Origin of the sequence: Paenibacillus lutimineralis (assembly GCF_003991425.1) — a bacterium.
Lineage (GTDB): Bacteria > Bacillota > Bacilli > Paenibacillales > Paenibacillaceae > Fontibacillus > Fontibacillus lutimineralis.
On the sequence record NZ_CP034346.1, the window covers coordinates 4,932,676 to 4,949,892 of the forward strand.

A 17,217-nucleotide genomic window follows, 5' to 3' on the forward strand; every position below is an offset into this window, starting at 1 on the left:
GATCTACTTCGTAATTATCAGCGGACATTTGAGAGGTTCTTACGTTGCGTTTCCCATGCATAACTTGTAGGTGCTATCAGCAATCAGAAAGATATCCCCCGGTTCCAATGGGTATTCCTTATACGGGGCAATAAGCTCTCCCTTAAGCAATGTGCCGTTGCGGGAGCCAAGATCCTTAATACTACAGCCCTCTTTGCGCAACATCAGTTCGACATGCGCTCGCGATACACCTACCGCCCGCTCGATATACCCGGCGACCTCCTCAGAACGGCCAATCACGAGGCTACCTAGCTTCAAAGTGATAATTTCTGGCCTATACGCCTGCTCTCCCTCCGCGCCATATCTCTCGAGACGATAAGATTCTGTTGGAGATGGTATTTTGGGTGGAGCATCCATACGACTTAGCAGCACTGTTGCAGGCTGGGGTATCGGTTCTTCTGTTACAGGAGGCGAGTTAGATGCGCCCGTAGTCATTCCACTTTGTTCCATGGATCGACTCTGGACCTGTGCTAAGGATCTTGAATTCGGTATGACCAAAGAAGATTCCGACTCATCCCTTTGTTGCCCAAGGTTCATAACCTCCGGCCATACAGGCATCTGTCTATATGTATCCTGATTAGTATCTTGCTTCCGCGTGCTGCCTCCAACTGCTCTGTCCTGCCTCCCCCATCCTCCGTTCCAAGGCTCCTTCCAGTTTTCAGGTTCATCCTCATCTGCTGCTTCGTCTCCGGAAGAACGCCGGCTTAAGCGACTAATGACTTCAGATACACTTCCAGTCATCGGATCGAACCGACCCTTGCGTAAGAGCAGCAATATGACAATTAGAATAAGCGTAATGCCAATACAAGTATAGAGTCCCCATGAGCTTGGAGCATCTAGATAGATAAATTTCCAACAGAACGCTACAGACAGCAAGGTACCCAGCAAATAATATGTAAATTTGCTGCTTTTTTTAATCGGCTCACTCTCGTCATCATCCGTATCCATTGTAGGAGTACTCCACATTCCTGCGAATGACGGCTTTAGATCGAGATCCGTCCGATCTTTATCATTCCCCCTGCGGTTCATCCCCCCAGCCTTTGCAGGCTCATGTTGCTGTACAGGATTTTGTCTGTCATGAGGCTTCATCTGCGCGGAACGTTCCGGTGACTGAACGTATTCTTTAATCATGAACGACGAATCTGTGCGCCCCCGTCTGGTGTCATCCCCACTGATCATGTCTACATCCATAGCCTCTGATCTATGTCCGCCCAACAGATCAAGCAGCATCGTTTTCAGCGATGATGTAGAGAATAGTTCATCCCCGCAGAAGCTGACAATTCTCTGAATTCCGCTGCCTTCAACAGCGGTTACGCTGCTCAAAATACGGGTAATCAAGGTTAGCAGTGAAAGTCCTAGCCGCTCCTGACCAGCCGTCGATTCATATCTTGGAACATAGGTTAGGTACAACATCGCCGAAGCGAGTGGCTCTTCAACGAATATATAATCCTCATCTATGATGAAATTGGAGGGAGACAGCATATATTGATGGCTATCGTCCAAGATCGCGACAATTTGCAGCAGTAGACTATAGAACTCCTGTGCGCTCAGCTTGTCATTCTTCAAGCATTGGGACAGCATACGCTTACCGGTAATCTCATAATGAAGATTAACCTCAAAATCAATCTCACGAAGGTCAACCGGAAGCAAGCCAGGAATCTCCACTGAGGCCAGCATTGTATGCTGAACTCGATTAATATCCTTGGATTTCAGCCCGCCCTCTGCCTTCAAAATCATGTAGGTACCGCCATTCCTCATAAAATCAACTTTATACGCCGGCATCCAAGCCTCCCTCCTTCCCTAAGAAAAAGTCAAAATCGCATACACAGCCCCCGGGAGAACCGCTAGCATAAACGGCATCTGCAATTGCTTCTTAGCCCCAGCTTGGACTGGACCTAAGCTGTGCAGAATCAGAATTCCGAACAAGCTATGCATGACATTGCGAATTCGCATAATTAACTCCCTCCGGAGGAGCAATATGACCATCCCGAGCACACCCGCAGCTAGAATAGAATACATAAGGATGGATAAAGTCAAGCTAACACCGAGCCACGCCCCAATTGCACCAAATAACTTGACATCGCCTCCTCCTACAGCCCTGAACAAATACATGATGAACATCAGTCCAAAGCCAGCTGCAGCCCCTTTCATCGCAAATAGAATTCCTTCAATTCCCCCGGTTACAGCATGATACGCCAGACCGATAATGAACCCGCTAAGCGTGATCTTATTGGGTATCTTCATCGACCTAACATCTGTAATGAATGCCGTAATCAACATAGCCATACAACCCCAATACTCCAATGTCATAGCCGTATGTCCCCCTCGTTCAAATCTTGATTATCAGTCCGCATTCCAGCCAGCATATGGCCTGGTTTACGTATTATTTGCGTGGGCTCTCAACATCGAACTGAGCTGTTGTCTTCAGCCCGTCCTCAGTCTCGATGATAAAAGTCCATGTGCCGGGTGTTGTGTTCCCACCTACCAACCAACTCCATTCCACTCTGCCGTTCTCATCCGCAGTCGCATCCCCTAAATATTTGGCCTGACTTACACCGCTCTTGTAGTACACAGTGAGTTTAGCTGTTGTTCCCGGTTTAATCAGGGCTGCAACGAGGGCTCGATGCCCGGCGTAGGCTGGCTCCGGCTTGGACAGAATTACTGCAGGCTGGCCTTCACCGTCCTCTCCATCCCCACCTCCCTGATCAAGCTCATTCGTATCTCCGATCCATAAGCGCTCCATAGCCTTCGCTTGTAGCCTGATCGGTTTCTGGGTGAATGGCATTCGGATCGGTAATTCATAGCTGATCTCCAGGCCGAAATAAGGTGTTCGTCCGCTTTTGAAATCAGGAACTATTACACGATTCACGTGTAGCCTGTCCTCATTTAGTTTCGTATCTGCCACAAAAGGATGAAGCAGAGGCTTGATCACGGGATCCAGAACAGCTTCCAGAACATTATTTTTCAGATTTTGCAAAGGCTCGTCCCCTTTTCGGGCTGCGGCCCTGATCCAATCTGAGAGTGGTTCTGGTAGAGCATCGGCATACTGACCCGCCCATTCCTCCAGCGACAGGCTCGGCATCCTCCAGCCCGATCCCGACTCGCTTTTCGCTGCGTCGCCCTCTTCATCGCTCGAAATAGCAGAGACCGCCAATGCAACCGGATATATATGAGAGGACACCTGTTTCACTGCATTTGATGCTACTATCTGCATCTGACTAGAGATCACTGTCATCTGAATCATGTAAATAAAGAAAAATATAACGATAATAAATACCGGCATGACCATAGCAGCTTCAAGGACAATGCTGCCTTGAGAATCCCTGCGCCGAATCGGAGGAGGTTCTATCGAATCAATAGGAGAAGTCCGTTTGTTTATCGACATAATATCGACTTCCTTCCACTCTTCCTTTCAAGGCCCCGGAAGCTCCCAATGTCCTCGCTACTCCTGGCAGGAACCATAGTGGCATCGAGATACTTACTCCTCCTTTTAAATAAGTTGCGCGCTGTTCTACTGGAACTCCGGTATTCATCCGAATCAACCCCAGCATCCGTGACAGCCTCCGCTCACTCGGGCCATGCATCAGCAGAAAGATTCGCAAATGATCCCTATAGGTCAGCTTCACCTTCATAAAATCACTAAGCTGAATACTCCCTTCTTTGGTTAGCATCAGCATATCTTTTACAGCATGTTCGATCCCATACAGTAAGGCAGCCGCAAGAATTAATAGCGGATTACCTTTGTTCAAATTTTTCAGCAATCCTTCCATCGTCCGAATTGCCAGTCGTAGCGCGAAGATCTCCCCATAGGCAGCGGCGATATTCCCCGTCGGATTATGGAATCCGTACAATATGTATTCAACCTCCTGCTTCCCGGGCATGAACGAATCTCCTATAGTGTCAATCGCCCCTGACCCTTCACTACCTATCAATTCGTCTAACGTGCTGATATCGAGTAGCGGAAAGTAATGTACAACATACTCTCCCTGAAAAGCTGCATCGGTCATGGATTGAAGTACGAGAGATAATCCGCCAAAGAAGACATCCATACCGCCCATCGCTTCAGCACCGGCATCGGCCGGGTCGTCCCCTGGACCCATCAACGCTTCCTCTCCCGATGAGAGAGATTGATTAAACTCTAGATTGTCGTTATAGAAGGTCTGCAGCTCATCAAATTGCTTCTGTGCATCTTTGAATTTATCCTTGAGTGCGGAAATTTTGCCGATCAATCCCTTGGCATCCTGTAGTGCTGTCTCAGCTTGATGCTCGATCGTCTTACGTTCCTGATCAGAAGAACGGTGCTGCTCGAGCCGTCTTTTGTTATCCTCAAGAACATTGCTGCTGCCTGAGTCCACATATTTACGTAAATAAGCGCCTGTCGAGCGGTCAAGGCTATCTACGGCTGAGTACAATGACGAATCTGAGATTGAAGCTGACAGGACCGAGCTTTCTATGCCTAGAAAGGAACCTACCCCGGCATAAAACGAAGTAAAGTCAGCCTCTTGTTGACCGATATCCCCCTCCAGATCTGCCAGCAGTTCAGCAGATAGAAGAAGCGAACCGCTCTGTTTGCGAATAGCGGCGATCTCATCATCGGCTGCTACTGTCTCGTTATTGCCGAGACCTTCATGCGCTGCCACCTCATTGTAGCCATCAAGCACGGGACGTTGTTCCGCCTCTTCAATTGTCCTCTTCATCTGATCATTTATTACGATAACTTCTTGGAGCAGCTTCTTCGCTTCAGGAAGCAGCACTGCATGCCGCTCTGAAGATTTCTGTCCACTGCGCCCCAAGCTGTTGAATACCCCCGAAGCCATCGATTGGTACATTTGAATTTCATACGAGTATTGCCGCTCCTCGGGTTCCCTTAACATATCTTCGTTATACTTAGCCGCAAAGTCTGCATATTCTCCGGCTACAGATGAAGCTGTTGCACCAGCGCCATTCGATCCCCCAGAAGCACTCGAACGAGGGATAAACGCTGCAATTTCCGTCACAGTCAGTGCCGCAGCACGCTGTTTCTCCAGCATTTCATCCAGCTTAGCTTCCCGCTGATCATACAACTTCTGTAGTTTGCTTAGCAGGTCGACGGTACTCGAAGCCTCTTTCATTACTTTCGACATTGGCTTGAAGCGATTTATGATCTCTATCGAAAAATCTATCGGTGCTTTATACTTCATTTCTTCGCGAATCTGTTGTTCGAAAACTTCATAGGTTCCTAACGGCCGCAGCAGTTCAACGGTCGATGAATCCAGCCTCGCGTTCATCAGCGGAATATCATCGCTCCGCTTCGATATATCCATCTGATCCTGCAACACCTTGGACATAATATAGTTCGCATCAGTATCCCCGAATGCAAATAAACCGTACTGCTCTACCAGCTGCGGGTCATAGGAAGACAGGACCGACCTTGATGCAGAATGAGCCAACATCTCCGTCTTAGTCTGCAGCGCTGCCATTCTCGCAAAATCTATAAATATCGAGACAAATGCAAATACCGAGGCAAAAATAACAACCAGAAACACGGTAACTGCTCCGCTCTCCGCCCGATGTCGCTGCTTTTTATACACCTGCTTCCCCTCTTTCGGAAATGTAATCACTCGGTCTTCTCCTCATTCTTCATCAGTTGGTCGATCACTGCCCATTTCTTAGCTCCCCCAAGCTAAGGCCGTTCCCCCTATTTGCCGAATAACGTCAACGCTTTGCCCGCTTCCTCTTGATCCATCTTTTCCCCACCGCTGCCTTTGAATTTAGCCCCGTAGTATCTCGCCAAATCCACTGTCCGGATCCATTCCACCGGTTCGACTACATAAGAGACGGCCTGCCCAGATTGCGTCATATCACCGATGACTCGTTCCAAAGGAACAAGCGGGATGAGTCTGTCCAATCCTACCTTGACTTTGCGAAGCAGTAGCTTGTTCTCATATTGCATTCTGCCATGAATCGCAGCCGGAATTGCCGTACCGGTTCTCGCAAGCTTCTTCAGTGGCAAAGATCCGCCTCCATCTTGCATCTGCTCGGTGGGAAGAGACAATTCCGAAGTGGGCAAATCACTAGACCAGCCGAATATCGCCTGCAGCATGCCATCATCCTTAAGCCGCCAATAGAGCGAATCATACTTTCCGGTCTCGTAGGTGCCCGTTAGAGGCTTACGATAGCTGTTATCCCAGGAATACGCACTCCGTTCAGCCGCGACCACTGCAACTTGTCCAAGCGCCGCATTCTGATATAAATACAGACAGAAGAACAACAGGATTAAAATCGCTACAAATATGGAGGGGAATACGAGTGAAGACTCGAGAATAAAACTCCCCTTCTGATCACGTATCAACCTTTTCATAGACTCTTAAGGCCCATCGTCCATAAATTTCTCGGTTTTGCTCTTCGCTTTGCCGAGCAGACTCTCCAAAAGCTCTTTTAATTGCTTACGGAAGATAATCGCCAAAATAACGATGACAGCAATGATCAAAATCATCTCCAACATTCCCAAGCCATCCTCATCTTGAGAGAATGTCTTGATCCTATGTGCGAATGTACTCAACATCATATAACCCTCCTAATTTTTATTGTTTATAAGGTTCAAGATGACCGGTTTTCAGCACTACCGCTATAGCTCCATAATCATTAGTGCGGGAGCCCCCACCATAACCACGATAATTAAAAACAACATCAGCATAGGAAATACAAGTTTCGACGAAGCCTGTTCCCCTAGCGTCTTGCTGACGGCTTTGCGGCGTTCCCACAGTGTATGAGACAAATCCATCAATGCCAGCACAAAGTCATTACCGCCGCGGCGATAATTAAGCAATACGGAGGTTACAAAAGCGGACACCTCCTGAACACCCAATCGCTTGCTTACCCCCTCCATCGCTTGATGGAAGGAGTATCCACTCTCCCATTCCCGCTGCATTCTGAACAATTCACGATAGAGCGGGTGCTGTTCCGCTCCTGCCTTACGCTCCAGACACCGCTTAATAGCCTGCTGCACAGTTAAGCCCGCCCCAACCAGTAACACTATCTTATTAAGTAGCTCCGGTAGCTCTAGAATAATCTCCCGCTCTCGCTTGACCACTTTCTGATGTAAATCCCTGGCGAGGGCAATTGGAATGAGAACGGCCAGAAAGGCACCAAATATCATTACCGTGGGATCTTCGCCGAGAAGCAGAGAGAACAAACTGCCAGCAATCAGAATTAGCCAGCCATACGAGAGCATTTCAGCCAGAAACAGCAAAGTATACTCGCCACCCCGCTTATCTCCGCTAATCTTCTGCACGGAACGCTGTATTTTGAAGAAAAAAATGGGGGACCTTTGCGATACTCTCAGTTTCTCCAGTAGTAACAGCATTGGAGGCGCTATGAGCTGTAATCTGAGGCCATCCATCTTCATCTCCCGGCAGCCCTGATATTTAGTGCGCGAATTCCGATACAGTAGCAACCAGGCTAATACCAATACTGCGATCACTGCGACACTATAAACCTTCATCCTTGCCTCCTAGACCCGGATATCCATAATTTTGAGCATCAGCCAGAAGCATAACGCGAATATGATCAATGCAAAGAATGAGATGACGAGGCCTATACCGTTATGCATCGGCAGCATATAATCCGGTGAAGAGAATTCCATAAATACGAGAAAAAATATCGGTGCGGCGGACATCGCTTTCGCTTCGAACCGTTTCTGAGCAATCATAACGCCGATCTCCTGACTAATCTCCAGCTTCTCGCTAATAATCGTAGACGTGCGCCGAATCACTTCAACCAAATCCCCTCCCGAACGCTTGCAAACCGTGAAGACGTCAGCAAAGTTGCTGATATCCTCCTGCCCTGCCCGCTCACTGAAATCAAGCAGTGCTTCTTCAATCGGCTGACCGTACTCCATACGGGTGCAGATAATACCAAGCTCGATGATCATATCGCTAGAATTACCGGGATAGAGCAGCTGAAGATCTTCAATCGCTTCACGAAATCCATTCTCTACCGAGCGACCTGCCGCTAAGGAAGAGGAGAGTGAATAGAGCGCTTGTTTGAAGTGAAGTCCAAGCGTCTCTCTTCGCTTACGAAGAAGATAACCGCTCCAATACTTTGGCGCAAAAGCAGCTCCGCAGGCCGGAACCAGACTAATCAGCCATGAATGGAAGAAGATATACCCTATTAAGAAGAGACCAACCCCGCCGATCAGCCATGCTGATAGCTTTTGTCTCGAAGATAGTACATAGCTGCGATAATCCGTCAATTGGGATGATTGTTGGACATTATTCTTCACTACTCCCATCGCCGCATCGGATCGCTCCAATCCGTTCATCGATTCGAGTCCTCCTCTCATAAGTTCATTCCTTCTACAGAGATGCCGGCCATATCCAGCTTGTCCGTATGCACTAACCGCTGTGGAGCCCGTTTCAAACTACCGATCACTTTCCCGTTCTTCTCCGCTTCTTCCTCAAACACATAGAGCGGATGCAGCACCACCTCCCCATCTCTCATCCCGCATACTTCGGATATTTCCAGAACCCGCCGTGAACGATCACGAAGTCGGCTTAAATGAACGATGATATCGATCGCCGAGGCGATCTGCTGTCTGACTACCCCCAGCGGCAAATCGGCACCGCTCAGCACCATCGTCTCCAGTCGGCTGATCATATCAGTAGAGGAATTCGCATGCCCTGTAGACAGGCTTCCATCATGTCCAGTATTCATCGCCTGCAGCATATCCAGCGCCTCCCGGCCCCGAACCTCTCCGACAACAATCCGGTCCGGCCGCATCCGCAGCGAGGAACGGATCAGATCGCGGATCGAGATCTCACCCTTGCCTTCGGTATTCGCATTGCGAGTCTCCAGGGATACTAGATTGGGTAAAGTCACAATCTGCAATTCTGCCGAATCCTCAATCGTAATGACCCGTTCATCTGCGGGAATGTATCTTGATAGGGCATTCAGGAAGGTTGTCTTGCCGGAACCTGTTCCACCGCTAATAAAAATATTGTATTTACTGCGAACCAAGGTCTGTAGAAAACGGGCTGCTTCCTCGCTTAGTGATTCCTTCTCAATCAACTGCTCCATCGTAAGTGGATGCTCAGGGAATTTGCGGATCGTCATCGTCGGTCCCTTCAAGGCGATCGGAGGCAGCACGATATTGACTCGGGAACCATCCTTCAGTCTCGCATCCACGATCGGCGATGATTCGTTCACGACCCGATTGACTCCGGATACGATGGTCTGGATAATATCCTCCAGCCTCTCCTGAGATTCAAAATGGAGCGCAAGCTTGCGAACCCTGCCATTCTGCTCAACGAAGACCTCCTTATGACTGTTGATCATAATCTCCGATACAGAGCGATCATCGACCAGCGGCTGTAGCACATCCAGGCCGCGAAACGAATCATATAGTCTCCGTACCCACCTCCTCTTCTCCGATGAAGTGAGGTTGGCCAACCGATTATCCTCAAGCACTCGCCGTTCGATGTATTCCATCAGTTGCCCGTCTTGAAGCGTCAACGTAACATCAAGTCCGGAACGGATCTCCGCTCGTAGCTGAGTGAACATCTCCTCCGTCATCGCTGTCCGCTTCCCCCCCTCAATACTTTGGCATTGCCGTACAGCTTGCGGCAGAGTTGCTGTACATCGCGCTGATAGAGTGGGGAATGCATTGCAGTAGCCTGCCGTATCCCATTCTTCCAAGCAGAGATGTACGAGAGCATCGCTTCAAATACGATTTCGCTCCCCGGTAGGGAGGTAACCACTTCTCCTGTATACCGGTTCACAGCAAACAGAGATTTGCACAAAATATGACTATGCATAGCCGGACGTGATTGCTCCAAATGATTAAACCACAGAGTAGTCTTGCGCATGACATTATCATCATCGGTTACAAGCCATACTAGCTTATCCGCCCGTTCCAACACCGCCTCAGTTCTTTCATTCGGGTAAGAGTCGGTATCGATCACGACAGCATCGTATAATCCGCTCGCCGCGATGAATTCGATCAGATCGACAGTCTCCTTGCGCTGCAACTCCAGCATCTCATTCAAATTATCAAGCGGAGCAAATATGTCCCCCTGAAGCAGTGGATGTCTGCAAGCATAGGCCGATATGGGGAACTTCAGCTCCTGCTGCCCTTCTTCCGCAGACTTCAAATCATAAAGTAAGCGGGCTAAGCCACCCTGCTGTCCTTCACGAACATTCTGACCTTCAAAGATTAGTCTGTTATTCACCGTCTCGAGATTCAAATAAAATACTTTAGCTCCTTCGGAAGCGAGCTGCTTCGCGATATTCCATGATACGGTGCTCTTTCCCAGACCGCCGACAATCGAATGCACACCGATCACAACTGTACCGACTTCCGTATCCGCCTGTTTCCTCCTATCCCCTCGGACCATATTCATGAGGGAGAACAGCAATTGATGCAAGGGTTGATATTTATCCAGACTCAAACCTGAAGCAGATTCTCCTCTCTCACATAAAGAGACCACGGTCAGGCGCCCCGAATTCAATCCTTGCCAAGCTTCAAGAAATGTCGGTTCAGCTAGCACGATATCCACCAGTTCCCCGGAGTCTTTCATATACATCTCAAAGGCATCCTGCCGGCTGAAACCCGTTACGATGATACGCCGGTCGAACTCACTGCAGTGGAGGTACTGCATAAATGGCTCTATATACAGTTCATCCTGTACAGCCAGAACCAATCTGACGGGAATCAAACCTTCACCTTCCTTCTTACCCGGAACACAAAAAAGCACCGCCCAAATACCGAATTATCGGTTCATTTGGACGGTGCTCCCGTTCACGAGTTCCTAATATTTACAGTCAGAATATCATAGATCATTTTCTCAGGCAAGTCCCAAAAATATATTTTGAACTTCCTCTATAAATCTAAGAAGCGTTCTTTGATAGCTTTGTTAGGCAACATGCATGCATCGGATTGGCCGAACCAGCGATACCTGTTATTCGCAACCCATCGGTAAACTGTATCGCGTAATCCCTGGGGAACGATGATGAATGCATATAATAATGGCCAGGGAAACTTAAGTCTTTTGGTAATTCTAAGCGCCGCGGTCGAACGAGAGTACAGTGTTCCCTGCTCCAGCAGGAACATCGTATTCATCGGCCCGTCTGCAGTTCCTCCATACTGTTGAAGCAGCTCCCTACCAACATCGGATTGCAGTGACGCGAACCTGAAATTGGCACCAGGATCATGCCTGATGATCCATTTTACGGCGCCCTGACACAAAAGACACACTCCATCAAACAACACAACTGCAGTCTGACCGATATCCTTGTCTGACATCCGCAAAACCTCCCTGCTAAATCCATTATATCCGTCTTATAATATAGGTTCAAAAGCAGATTGTTCTGCACTAAGAAGGTGGATGAAAGGTTCTCGAATTTTATCTAATAAAAAAAGAATACGAAGGAGCCGATCCCCTCCGTACTCTTCATTCCGTTAGACTTACTCTGCCAGTAGCTTCTCGATCCATTGGTCCTCTACAAGCTGGCTGTGGAAATCTTCCGTAAAGCTCTCCATGCAATTGCAAATGTAGTCTTTACGGCATACCGGACATGGCGTCTTCTGCAGTCGATTGATATTAGCGAGGCGCCATTCTGGAAAACGGTGATAAAATACTCGGCACTGCGTTCCATCGGCCAATTTAACGGCAAATTCGTATAATCCTTCCTTTTCGTTGCTTCCGGCTATGGACACGTTCTGAATACTTGGTCTGTAAGACATCTTCATCACCCGTTTTTTTAAAATAGAAAGCTGTTCAAGCGGAAGTTCAAAAAATCATCTTTCAAAGTAAAGCTTGACTTTTGGAACTCTCACTTTTAGTACTAAGACATATTAAATAATTTTTTATTACATGTCAACTTTAATCCCGGCGCTGAACCTCTGTAAATCCACAGAATTCAAAAAAATAATAAATTCAAGCGTTTACATAAGCAAAAATAGAACATCACATTGTATTATATTGTCCAAAAAATAAAAAAAGATCCTTACCAGAAGTAAGGATCTTTTCACTGTTCTTCGTAATGCGGTAGAGAGGACTCGAACCTCCACGGGCGTACGCCCACTACCCCCTCAAGATAGCGTGTCTGCCATTCCACCACTACCGCATATTATTAACTTTTTCAGCAACTCTTTTATTATACACTGAAGATATTGAAAAGTAAATAGAAATTTTATTTAAGGCTTATTGCGCAAGCCCGTTCATCCAAAAGGATTTACAGGCCTGCAATGTCTTGCTCGGCGCATTAGAAAAGCTAAATACGTTTATTTATCACAAGACTGGCTTTTTCGGTAACGTGTGAAATCGATGTACTCCTTGATAAACTCTTTTTCTTTCTCAGACAGCACAAGATCGTTGCCTAATTCATCCCATGTATATGTTGCCGCATTTTCCTTGAAGTACAATTGATTCGTTTCCTTGCCCAATATGAGCCAATCCAGGCTAACATCGAAGAACCCAGCAACCTCAACCAGTTTATTGGTGCTTGGTGTCGATTTCCCTCTTTTCCAATCTCCTAGATTCCCCGTACTGATGCCAAGCTCCTCGCAGAATGATTTCTTGGTCATTCCCCTCATTTTAATTAAAAATTCGATTCGATCGTAAATGGATTGCATATACAACCGCCTTCCAAATATTCGTCTTAAGACGCATTTCAGTAATTTTATTCTTGCGATATAACGTAAAAACGTATATACTTTTCTTTATGCAACGGCAATTATAGCATAATGGTAATTGTACCATTAATTCCATGCCATTTACTATGGACTCCTCATGAATACACACCGACGGATAGTTATGCCCTCCAGATCCAACTTAAGCAAACCAATACCCCCCTAGAGTTCAACAGAAGCAGTCCCATCTTAAATAGAGGGAGCGACTTTATTTTGCATAACTCAGGCATCCACTTTATAGAAATTATCAATTTGCTGAGACAGGATATCGCGATTATCGATCCCCAAGGCTTCATCGTATCCGTCAATCGTGCCTGGTATCTGCATTCGCTCGAAATAGGCGTCCCTGAATCCTTCGAATGGACCGGGGTTAATTTCGCGCAGATTTACAATGCTCTCGCTGGGGATGAGGGGCATCCTCCCCATGAGCTTGAAGCCGTGCTGGATGGCACGAACCCATTCCTCTGCAAGGAATTCAAGTCCTCGTCCCGTCTTGAGACGAAATGCTTCACATTAGAGGCTTCAACAATCTACTCTCCTGACGGAAATTCCGTTAAAGGGGTCCTCGTCTGTCTTACTGATATTACACAGAGCAAATTACTCGAGCAAAATCATCTAAAGGCGCTAGCGCAAATCTGTACACTACACGGTCTACTTCCCATATGTGCGGTATGCAAGAAAATTCGTGATGAGCATGATATCTGGAACTCCATCGAGAGCTTCCTAGAGAAGCATACAAAAGTCGAATTCACCCACGACATCTGCCCGGAATGTATTCGGCGCCTATACCCTGAATACTCCTCTCTGCTGGATAAGTCCTCCTGTTCTTGATCTCGATAAATGAAAGGGCTGTCACTGACAGCATCAAAAAAGCGCCCCATGCCAATTAGCATGAAGCGCTTTTCATCATTTTAACTTGTCACACGGCGCAGCATCGGGCTGAATAGTGAAGGCAGCAATGATACATGTCCCTCATCAGGAACTTCAGTCATCGTGACGAACTTCGGACTATAGTCATCTGTCGTCAAGAGTTGGTACAGCTTATTAGCATCACTAACCATATTGGTCTTCTCCTGACTGCCAACACTCAAATGTAGCTCAATCTCCGTCTCATGAAGTGTCAAATGCTCCTTATTATTCTCCCATAACTGAAGCAGGATATGATTCTTCCACCAAATCGATGGACTGGCAGCAAAATAACGGCTGAATGAACCCGGACGCGTAAATAGCGTATATAGAGCCAAGAATCCCCCTAGCGAATGACCGAATAAGGACTGCCTGGAATGGTCAATCGGAAATTCCTCCTCGATTAGCGGTTTAAGCTCATATTCGATAAAATCGAGGAATGCCTCAGCTCCGCCCGTGAGCGGCCAGGCAGATCCATCAGGCCTTGCTGGTAGCTCACTGCTATCAGCAAAGACCGTGTAATCATAGAAACGTTCTTGAGTCACGATTGGGTCGTTAGAGTGATACCCTATACCTACGATCACAAATGGATCTATTCCGTGCGGGCCTCTAGTCTGCAATCTGGCCGCTTCCGCCAGTGAACCGAAGTTGGCATTGGCATCCAGTGTATAGAGCACAGGATAACCCCCGACAGGCGGTGGGCTCATCGGCTCGGCGATAAAGATGCGATAATCTCGGTCAGCCACCCCGGAATGGAAGTTCCATACCTGCGTACCGGGCATTTGCATCTTCCCCCCAAGCATTTGCTTGGACGGGAAGTCCCTCTCTGGATTACCGAAGAGCCACTTCAGGCTCTCTGGGAATTGCCTCATCATGAACAGATCGTCATGCGTACCTTCCGGTTCCACCTCCAGCTTCAGCTGAGTTACGCCCATTCCTTTAACATACCACAGCTGGTAGGCCTCCATGGTGTATTTAACCATATGTCTCTGCCGCGTCTTTTTATAAACCCCTTCCTTATCTCCAACCGACATATACACGCGCTGATGATCTTCAAAGCCGTCATGCTCCCGGATGAAATCGAGCACTCCTTCATACCAGAAGGAGGCCGATAGAAGACCGAGCCGTCCGAAAGTATCCGGACGCCAGCAACCGGCGAAGAGGGAGATTAGTCCGCCAAGCGAACCGCCGATGATCGCCGTATCCTCCGCCTGTCTTTTTGTCGGGTAATGACTATCGATATAGGGTTTGATTACATCTGCAACCTCATTTACATAGTCCTGTCCCCGGCCAGCGAATGGCGAGAAACGATCTATCAGCGCAGCCGCAGGCCACGGTGTATACTCGTCATTGCGCGAATGCGGCTCAATACCTATCAGAATAACTTCAGCCAACTGGCTGGATAAATATAAGTGATCCAAATAGCTAAGGCAACCGCTGAATAGCTCGCCTCCGTCCTGGACATACACCACCGGATAGCGGCGCCCTGTTGTCGCATAGGATGGCGGCAAATAAAGGACAAGCTTCCAGTCTCCAACATTAAGCTGTTGATATCGTTCCATACTCTCCTCCCATGTCCTTATCCCCTAGTACGAAGCAATAAATAAACGAAATACGGTACACCGATGATAGACACGACAATACCAACTGATAGTTCTGCCGGAGCAAATACAGTTTTGCCGATAAAATCACCGATCAGCACCATAATCATGCCCACCAACCCGCTAACCGGGATGATACGCGTATGTCGCAGACCTACAAGCTGCCGGGCCAGGTGGGGCGCAATCAAGCCGATAAAAGCGATACTGCCCGATACAGCAACACTTGCACTGACAAGTCCGATGCTACAGAGCAGAAATATGTTTTTCTCCCGCTCAACATGCAGCCCCACGCTCTTCTGACTATCCTCACTAAGCTGGAACAGATCAAGCTTATGCGACCGTAGACAAATCACCGGCAGAAGCAGCAGCCACGGGAGCATCGTAACGACGAACTTCCAGTTCGCATTATGAAGGCTCCCCGCAAGCCATACGACAGCCATCTCATAATCATTCGGATTCATCTTCAGGGATATATACATCGTGAGCGCCCCGAAACCGGATGCAACGGCGATACCGACCAGAATCAGCCGCTGCGGATCGAGTCTGCCCTTCTCTTTAGCGAACATATATATCGCCGTGGTAGCCAGCAAACCGCCTGCGATGCCAAACATCGGCATCAACATGACTCCAAGCCAACCTGTCGCCGTAATAACTCCCTGGAACAGGAACATGAACAATACAACGGCCAAGCCAGCTCCGGCATTAATCCCTAATATCCCCGGATCGGCAAGTCCATTCCTCGTCACCCCTTGAATGATCGATCCAGCGGTGCCAAGTGCGAACCCAACGAGCGCTCCCAATACAATCCGCGGCAACCTGAACTCGAACACCACGAGGTTATGTTCTGGTCGAGGGTTTATCCCTAGCAGGGTCTTGAAAACATCCAACACCGACATGTCGAATGTACCGTTAGTCAAGCTGAGATAAGCGGCCGCAACGGCAATTAGAATACCGACGGCCAATACTGTCCAGAATCTTCGCTCCGTTACACTACTCACGGTGGGCACCTCCCCTTGTCTTGATCAGATAGAGGAAGAATGGCACACCAATCAAAGAAGTGACTACTCCCACCGGAGTTTCAAACGGATAGTTAATGAAACGGGCTACAATATCACATGCCGCTAGGAAAATGCCGCCAAGCACTCCGGAGACCGGAATAATCCAGCGATAATCAACACCCGAGAGGAAACGTGCGATATGAGGAATAATCAGGCCCACGAAGGCGATTTTCCCGGCAAGAGCAACGGATACTCCGGTCAACAGCACAGTCGCAAGAATTGCCAAAGCCTTGATGACCCAAGTACGGATGCCCAGTCCCTGGGCTACCTCTTCTCCCAGAGAAAGGGCCGAGATATACCTGGAGATTAGCAACGCCAACGTCAAGCCGATCAGTGCGAATGGGATGCTAAGTCGAATCAACTCCGGGTCCATTTGATGCAATCTGGCGTTATACCAGAAGCTGATATTTTGCGAGACCTGGAAGTAAGTCGACATCGCATGAGCTGTTCCGCTAAGAAAGGTTCCGATGATAGAACCGAGAATGGCCAGTTTGACTGGGCTAAGCCCGTTAGGAATAAGCCAGGCTAACCCAAAGACAATGGCGGTTCCCAAGGCAGAGCCAATCAGGGAACTGGTGATATATAAATTGGGGCTGGCATTCGGCAAAAATACCATGCACAGCGTAACCGCAAATACGGAGCCGTCCGATACCCCCATGATCGAGGGCGATGCGAGATAATTCCGGGTCATGCCCTGCATGAGAGCTCCGGAGACAGCAAGGAATGTTCCAATCAGGATCGACCCGACGACACGCGGAAGACGGGAACTAATAATTATCTGGTGATCAACATTGTCCGGATCAAAAGCAACAATCGCGTTCCATACCTCCACTGCCGTAATGTTCTTGGCCCCATATAAAATTGAAGCAAGGATCAATAATACAATGGCTGCCGGAGCCATTCCAAGAATGACCACCGGCAGCGTTCGTTTTAACTGCATCGT

17 protein-coding genes and 1 tRNA gene are annotated in these 17,217 nt (G+C 48.1%); 1 reads left to right on the forward strand and 17 read right to left on the reverse strand.

The window, feature by feature from the left end:
* Positions 1-39: 39 nt before the first annotated feature.
* From EI981_RS21890 to EI981_RS21955, 14 genes are all read right to left on the reverse strand, one after another.
* On the reverse strand, positions 40-1,821 hold the full coding sequence (locus EI981_RS21890) for a DUF6382 and FHA domain-containing protein (RefSeq protein ID WP_127001866.1): 1,782 nt from the start codon (positions 1,819-1,821) through the stop codon (positions 40-42).
* 18 nt (positions 1,822-1,839) lie between these two features.
* A complete protein-coding gene (locus EI981_RS21895) occupies positions 1,840-2,349 on the reverse strand; it encodes an A24 family peptidase (RefSeq protein ID WP_127001868.1) in 510 nt (169 codons plus the stop codon).
* A 73-nt stretch (positions 2,350-2,422) separates the two neighbouring features.
* Positions 2,423-3,424, reverse strand: a complete 1,002-nt coding sequence (locus EI981_RS21900; RefSeq protein ID WP_127001870.1) for a pilus assembly protein — start codon at positions 3,422-3,424, stop codon at positions 2,423-2,425.
* Complete coding sequence (locus EI981_RS21905) at positions 3,393-5,639, reverse strand: TadE/TadG family type IV pilus assembly protein (RefSeq protein WP_227011529.1); 2,247 nt, start codon at positions 5,637-5,639, stop codon at positions 3,393-3,395. The genes EI981_RS21900 and EI981_RS21905 overlap by 32 nt, the downstream gene beginning before the upstream one ends.
* 77 nt (positions 5,640-5,716) lie before the next feature.
* Positions 5,717-6,379, reverse strand: coding sequence for a TadE/TadG family type IV pilus assembly protein (locus EI981_RS21910; RefSeq protein WP_127001872.1), 663 nt, complete (start codon positions 6,377-6,379; stop codon positions 5,717-5,719).
* Positions 6,380-6,385: 6 nt separating this feature from the next.
* Entirely contained in the window at positions 6,386-6,583 is a 198-nt protein-coding gene (locus tag EI981_RS21915; protein ID WP_227011530.1) for a Flp1 family type IVb pilin, read from the reverse strand.
* Positions 6,584-6,646: 63 nt separating this feature from the next.
* Positions 6,647-7,522, reverse strand: coding sequence for a type II secretion system F family protein (locus EI981_RS21920; RefSeq protein ID WP_127001876.1), 876 nt, complete (start codon positions 7,520-7,522; stop codon positions 6,647-6,649).
* 9 nt (positions 7,523-7,531) lie between these two features.
* Positions 7,532-8,341: a type II secretion system F family protein gene (locus EI981_RS21925; protein ID WP_227011531.1), complete on the reverse strand. Its 810-nt coding sequence runs from the start codon at positions 8,339-8,341 to the stop codon at positions 7,532-7,534.
* 17 nt (positions 8,342-8,358) lie between these two features.
* Positions 8,359-9,591, reverse strand: coding sequence for a TadA family conjugal transfer-associated ATPase (locus EI981_RS21930; RefSeq protein ID WP_127001878.1), 1,233 nt, complete (start codon positions 9,589-9,591; stop codon positions 8,359-8,361).
* Positions 9,588-10,733 (reverse strand): P-loop NTPase family protein, encoded by a 1,146-nt coding sequence (locus EI981_RS21935; protein ID WP_227011532.1) that lies wholly within the window; start codon positions 10,731-10,733, stop codon positions 9,588-9,590. The genes EI981_RS21930 and EI981_RS21935 overlap by 4 nt, the downstream gene beginning before the upstream one ends.
* A gap of 164 nt (positions 10,734-10,897) precedes the next feature.
* Positions 10,898-11,320 (reverse strand): thiol-disulfide oxidoreductase DCC family protein, encoded by a 423-nt coding sequence (locus tag EI981_RS21940; RefSeq protein WP_127001882.1) that lies wholly within the window; start codon positions 11,318-11,320, stop codon positions 10,898-10,900.
* Between the two features lie 162 nt (positions 11,321-11,482).
* On the reverse strand, positions 11,483-11,761 hold the full coding sequence (locus EI981_RS21945; protein ID WP_127001884.1) for a hypothetical protein: 279 nt from the start codon (positions 11,759-11,761) through the stop codon (positions 11,483-11,485).
* A 300-nt stretch (positions 11,762-12,061) separates the two neighbouring features.
* Positions 12,062-12,144, reverse strand: a tRNA-Leu gene (locus EI981_RS21950).
* 157 nt (positions 12,145-12,301) lie between these two features.
* Positions 12,302-12,652 carry a helix-turn-helix domain-containing protein gene (locus tag EI981_RS21955; protein ID WP_127001886.1) on the reverse strand — a complete coding sequence of 117 codons (351 nt, stop codon included), beginning with the start codon at positions 12,650-12,652 and terminating at the stop codon, positions 12,302-12,304.
* 270 nt (positions 12,653-12,922) lie between these two features.
* Between EI981_RS21955 and EI981_RS21960 the strand changes: the two genes are divergently transcribed.
* Complete coding sequence (locus EI981_RS21960; RefSeq protein ID WP_162616244.1) at positions 12,923-13,540, forward strand: PAS domain-containing protein; 618 nt, start codon at positions 12,923-12,925, stop codon at positions 13,538-13,540.
* A gap of 80 nt (positions 13,541-13,620) precedes the next feature.
* Here the strand turns inward: EI981_RS21960 and EI981_RS21965 are convergent, their stop codons facing one another.
* The 3 genes from EI981_RS21965 to EI981_RS21975 are packed head-to-tail and all read right to left on the reverse strand — an operon-like array spanning position 13,621 to position 17,214.
* Positions 13,621-15,177 carry an alpha/beta hydrolase gene (locus EI981_RS21965; protein ID WP_127001890.1) on the reverse strand — a complete coding sequence of 519 codons (1,557 nt, stop codon included), beginning with the start codon at positions 15,175-15,177 and terminating at the stop codon, positions 13,621-13,623.
* 17 nt (positions 15,178-15,194) lie between these two features.
* Positions 15,195-16,214, reverse strand: a complete 1,020-nt coding sequence (locus EI981_RS21970) for a FecCD family ABC transporter permease (RefSeq protein WP_227011533.1) — start codon at positions 16,212-16,214, stop codon at positions 15,195-15,197.
* Entirely contained in the window at positions 16,207-17,214 is a 1,008-nt protein-coding gene (locus EI981_RS21975) for a FecCD family ABC transporter permease (protein ID WP_127001894.1), read from the reverse strand. Before EI981_RS21975 ends, EI981_RS21970 begins: the two co-directional genes overlap by 8 nt.
* Positions 17,215-17,217 lie beyond the last annotated feature (3 nt).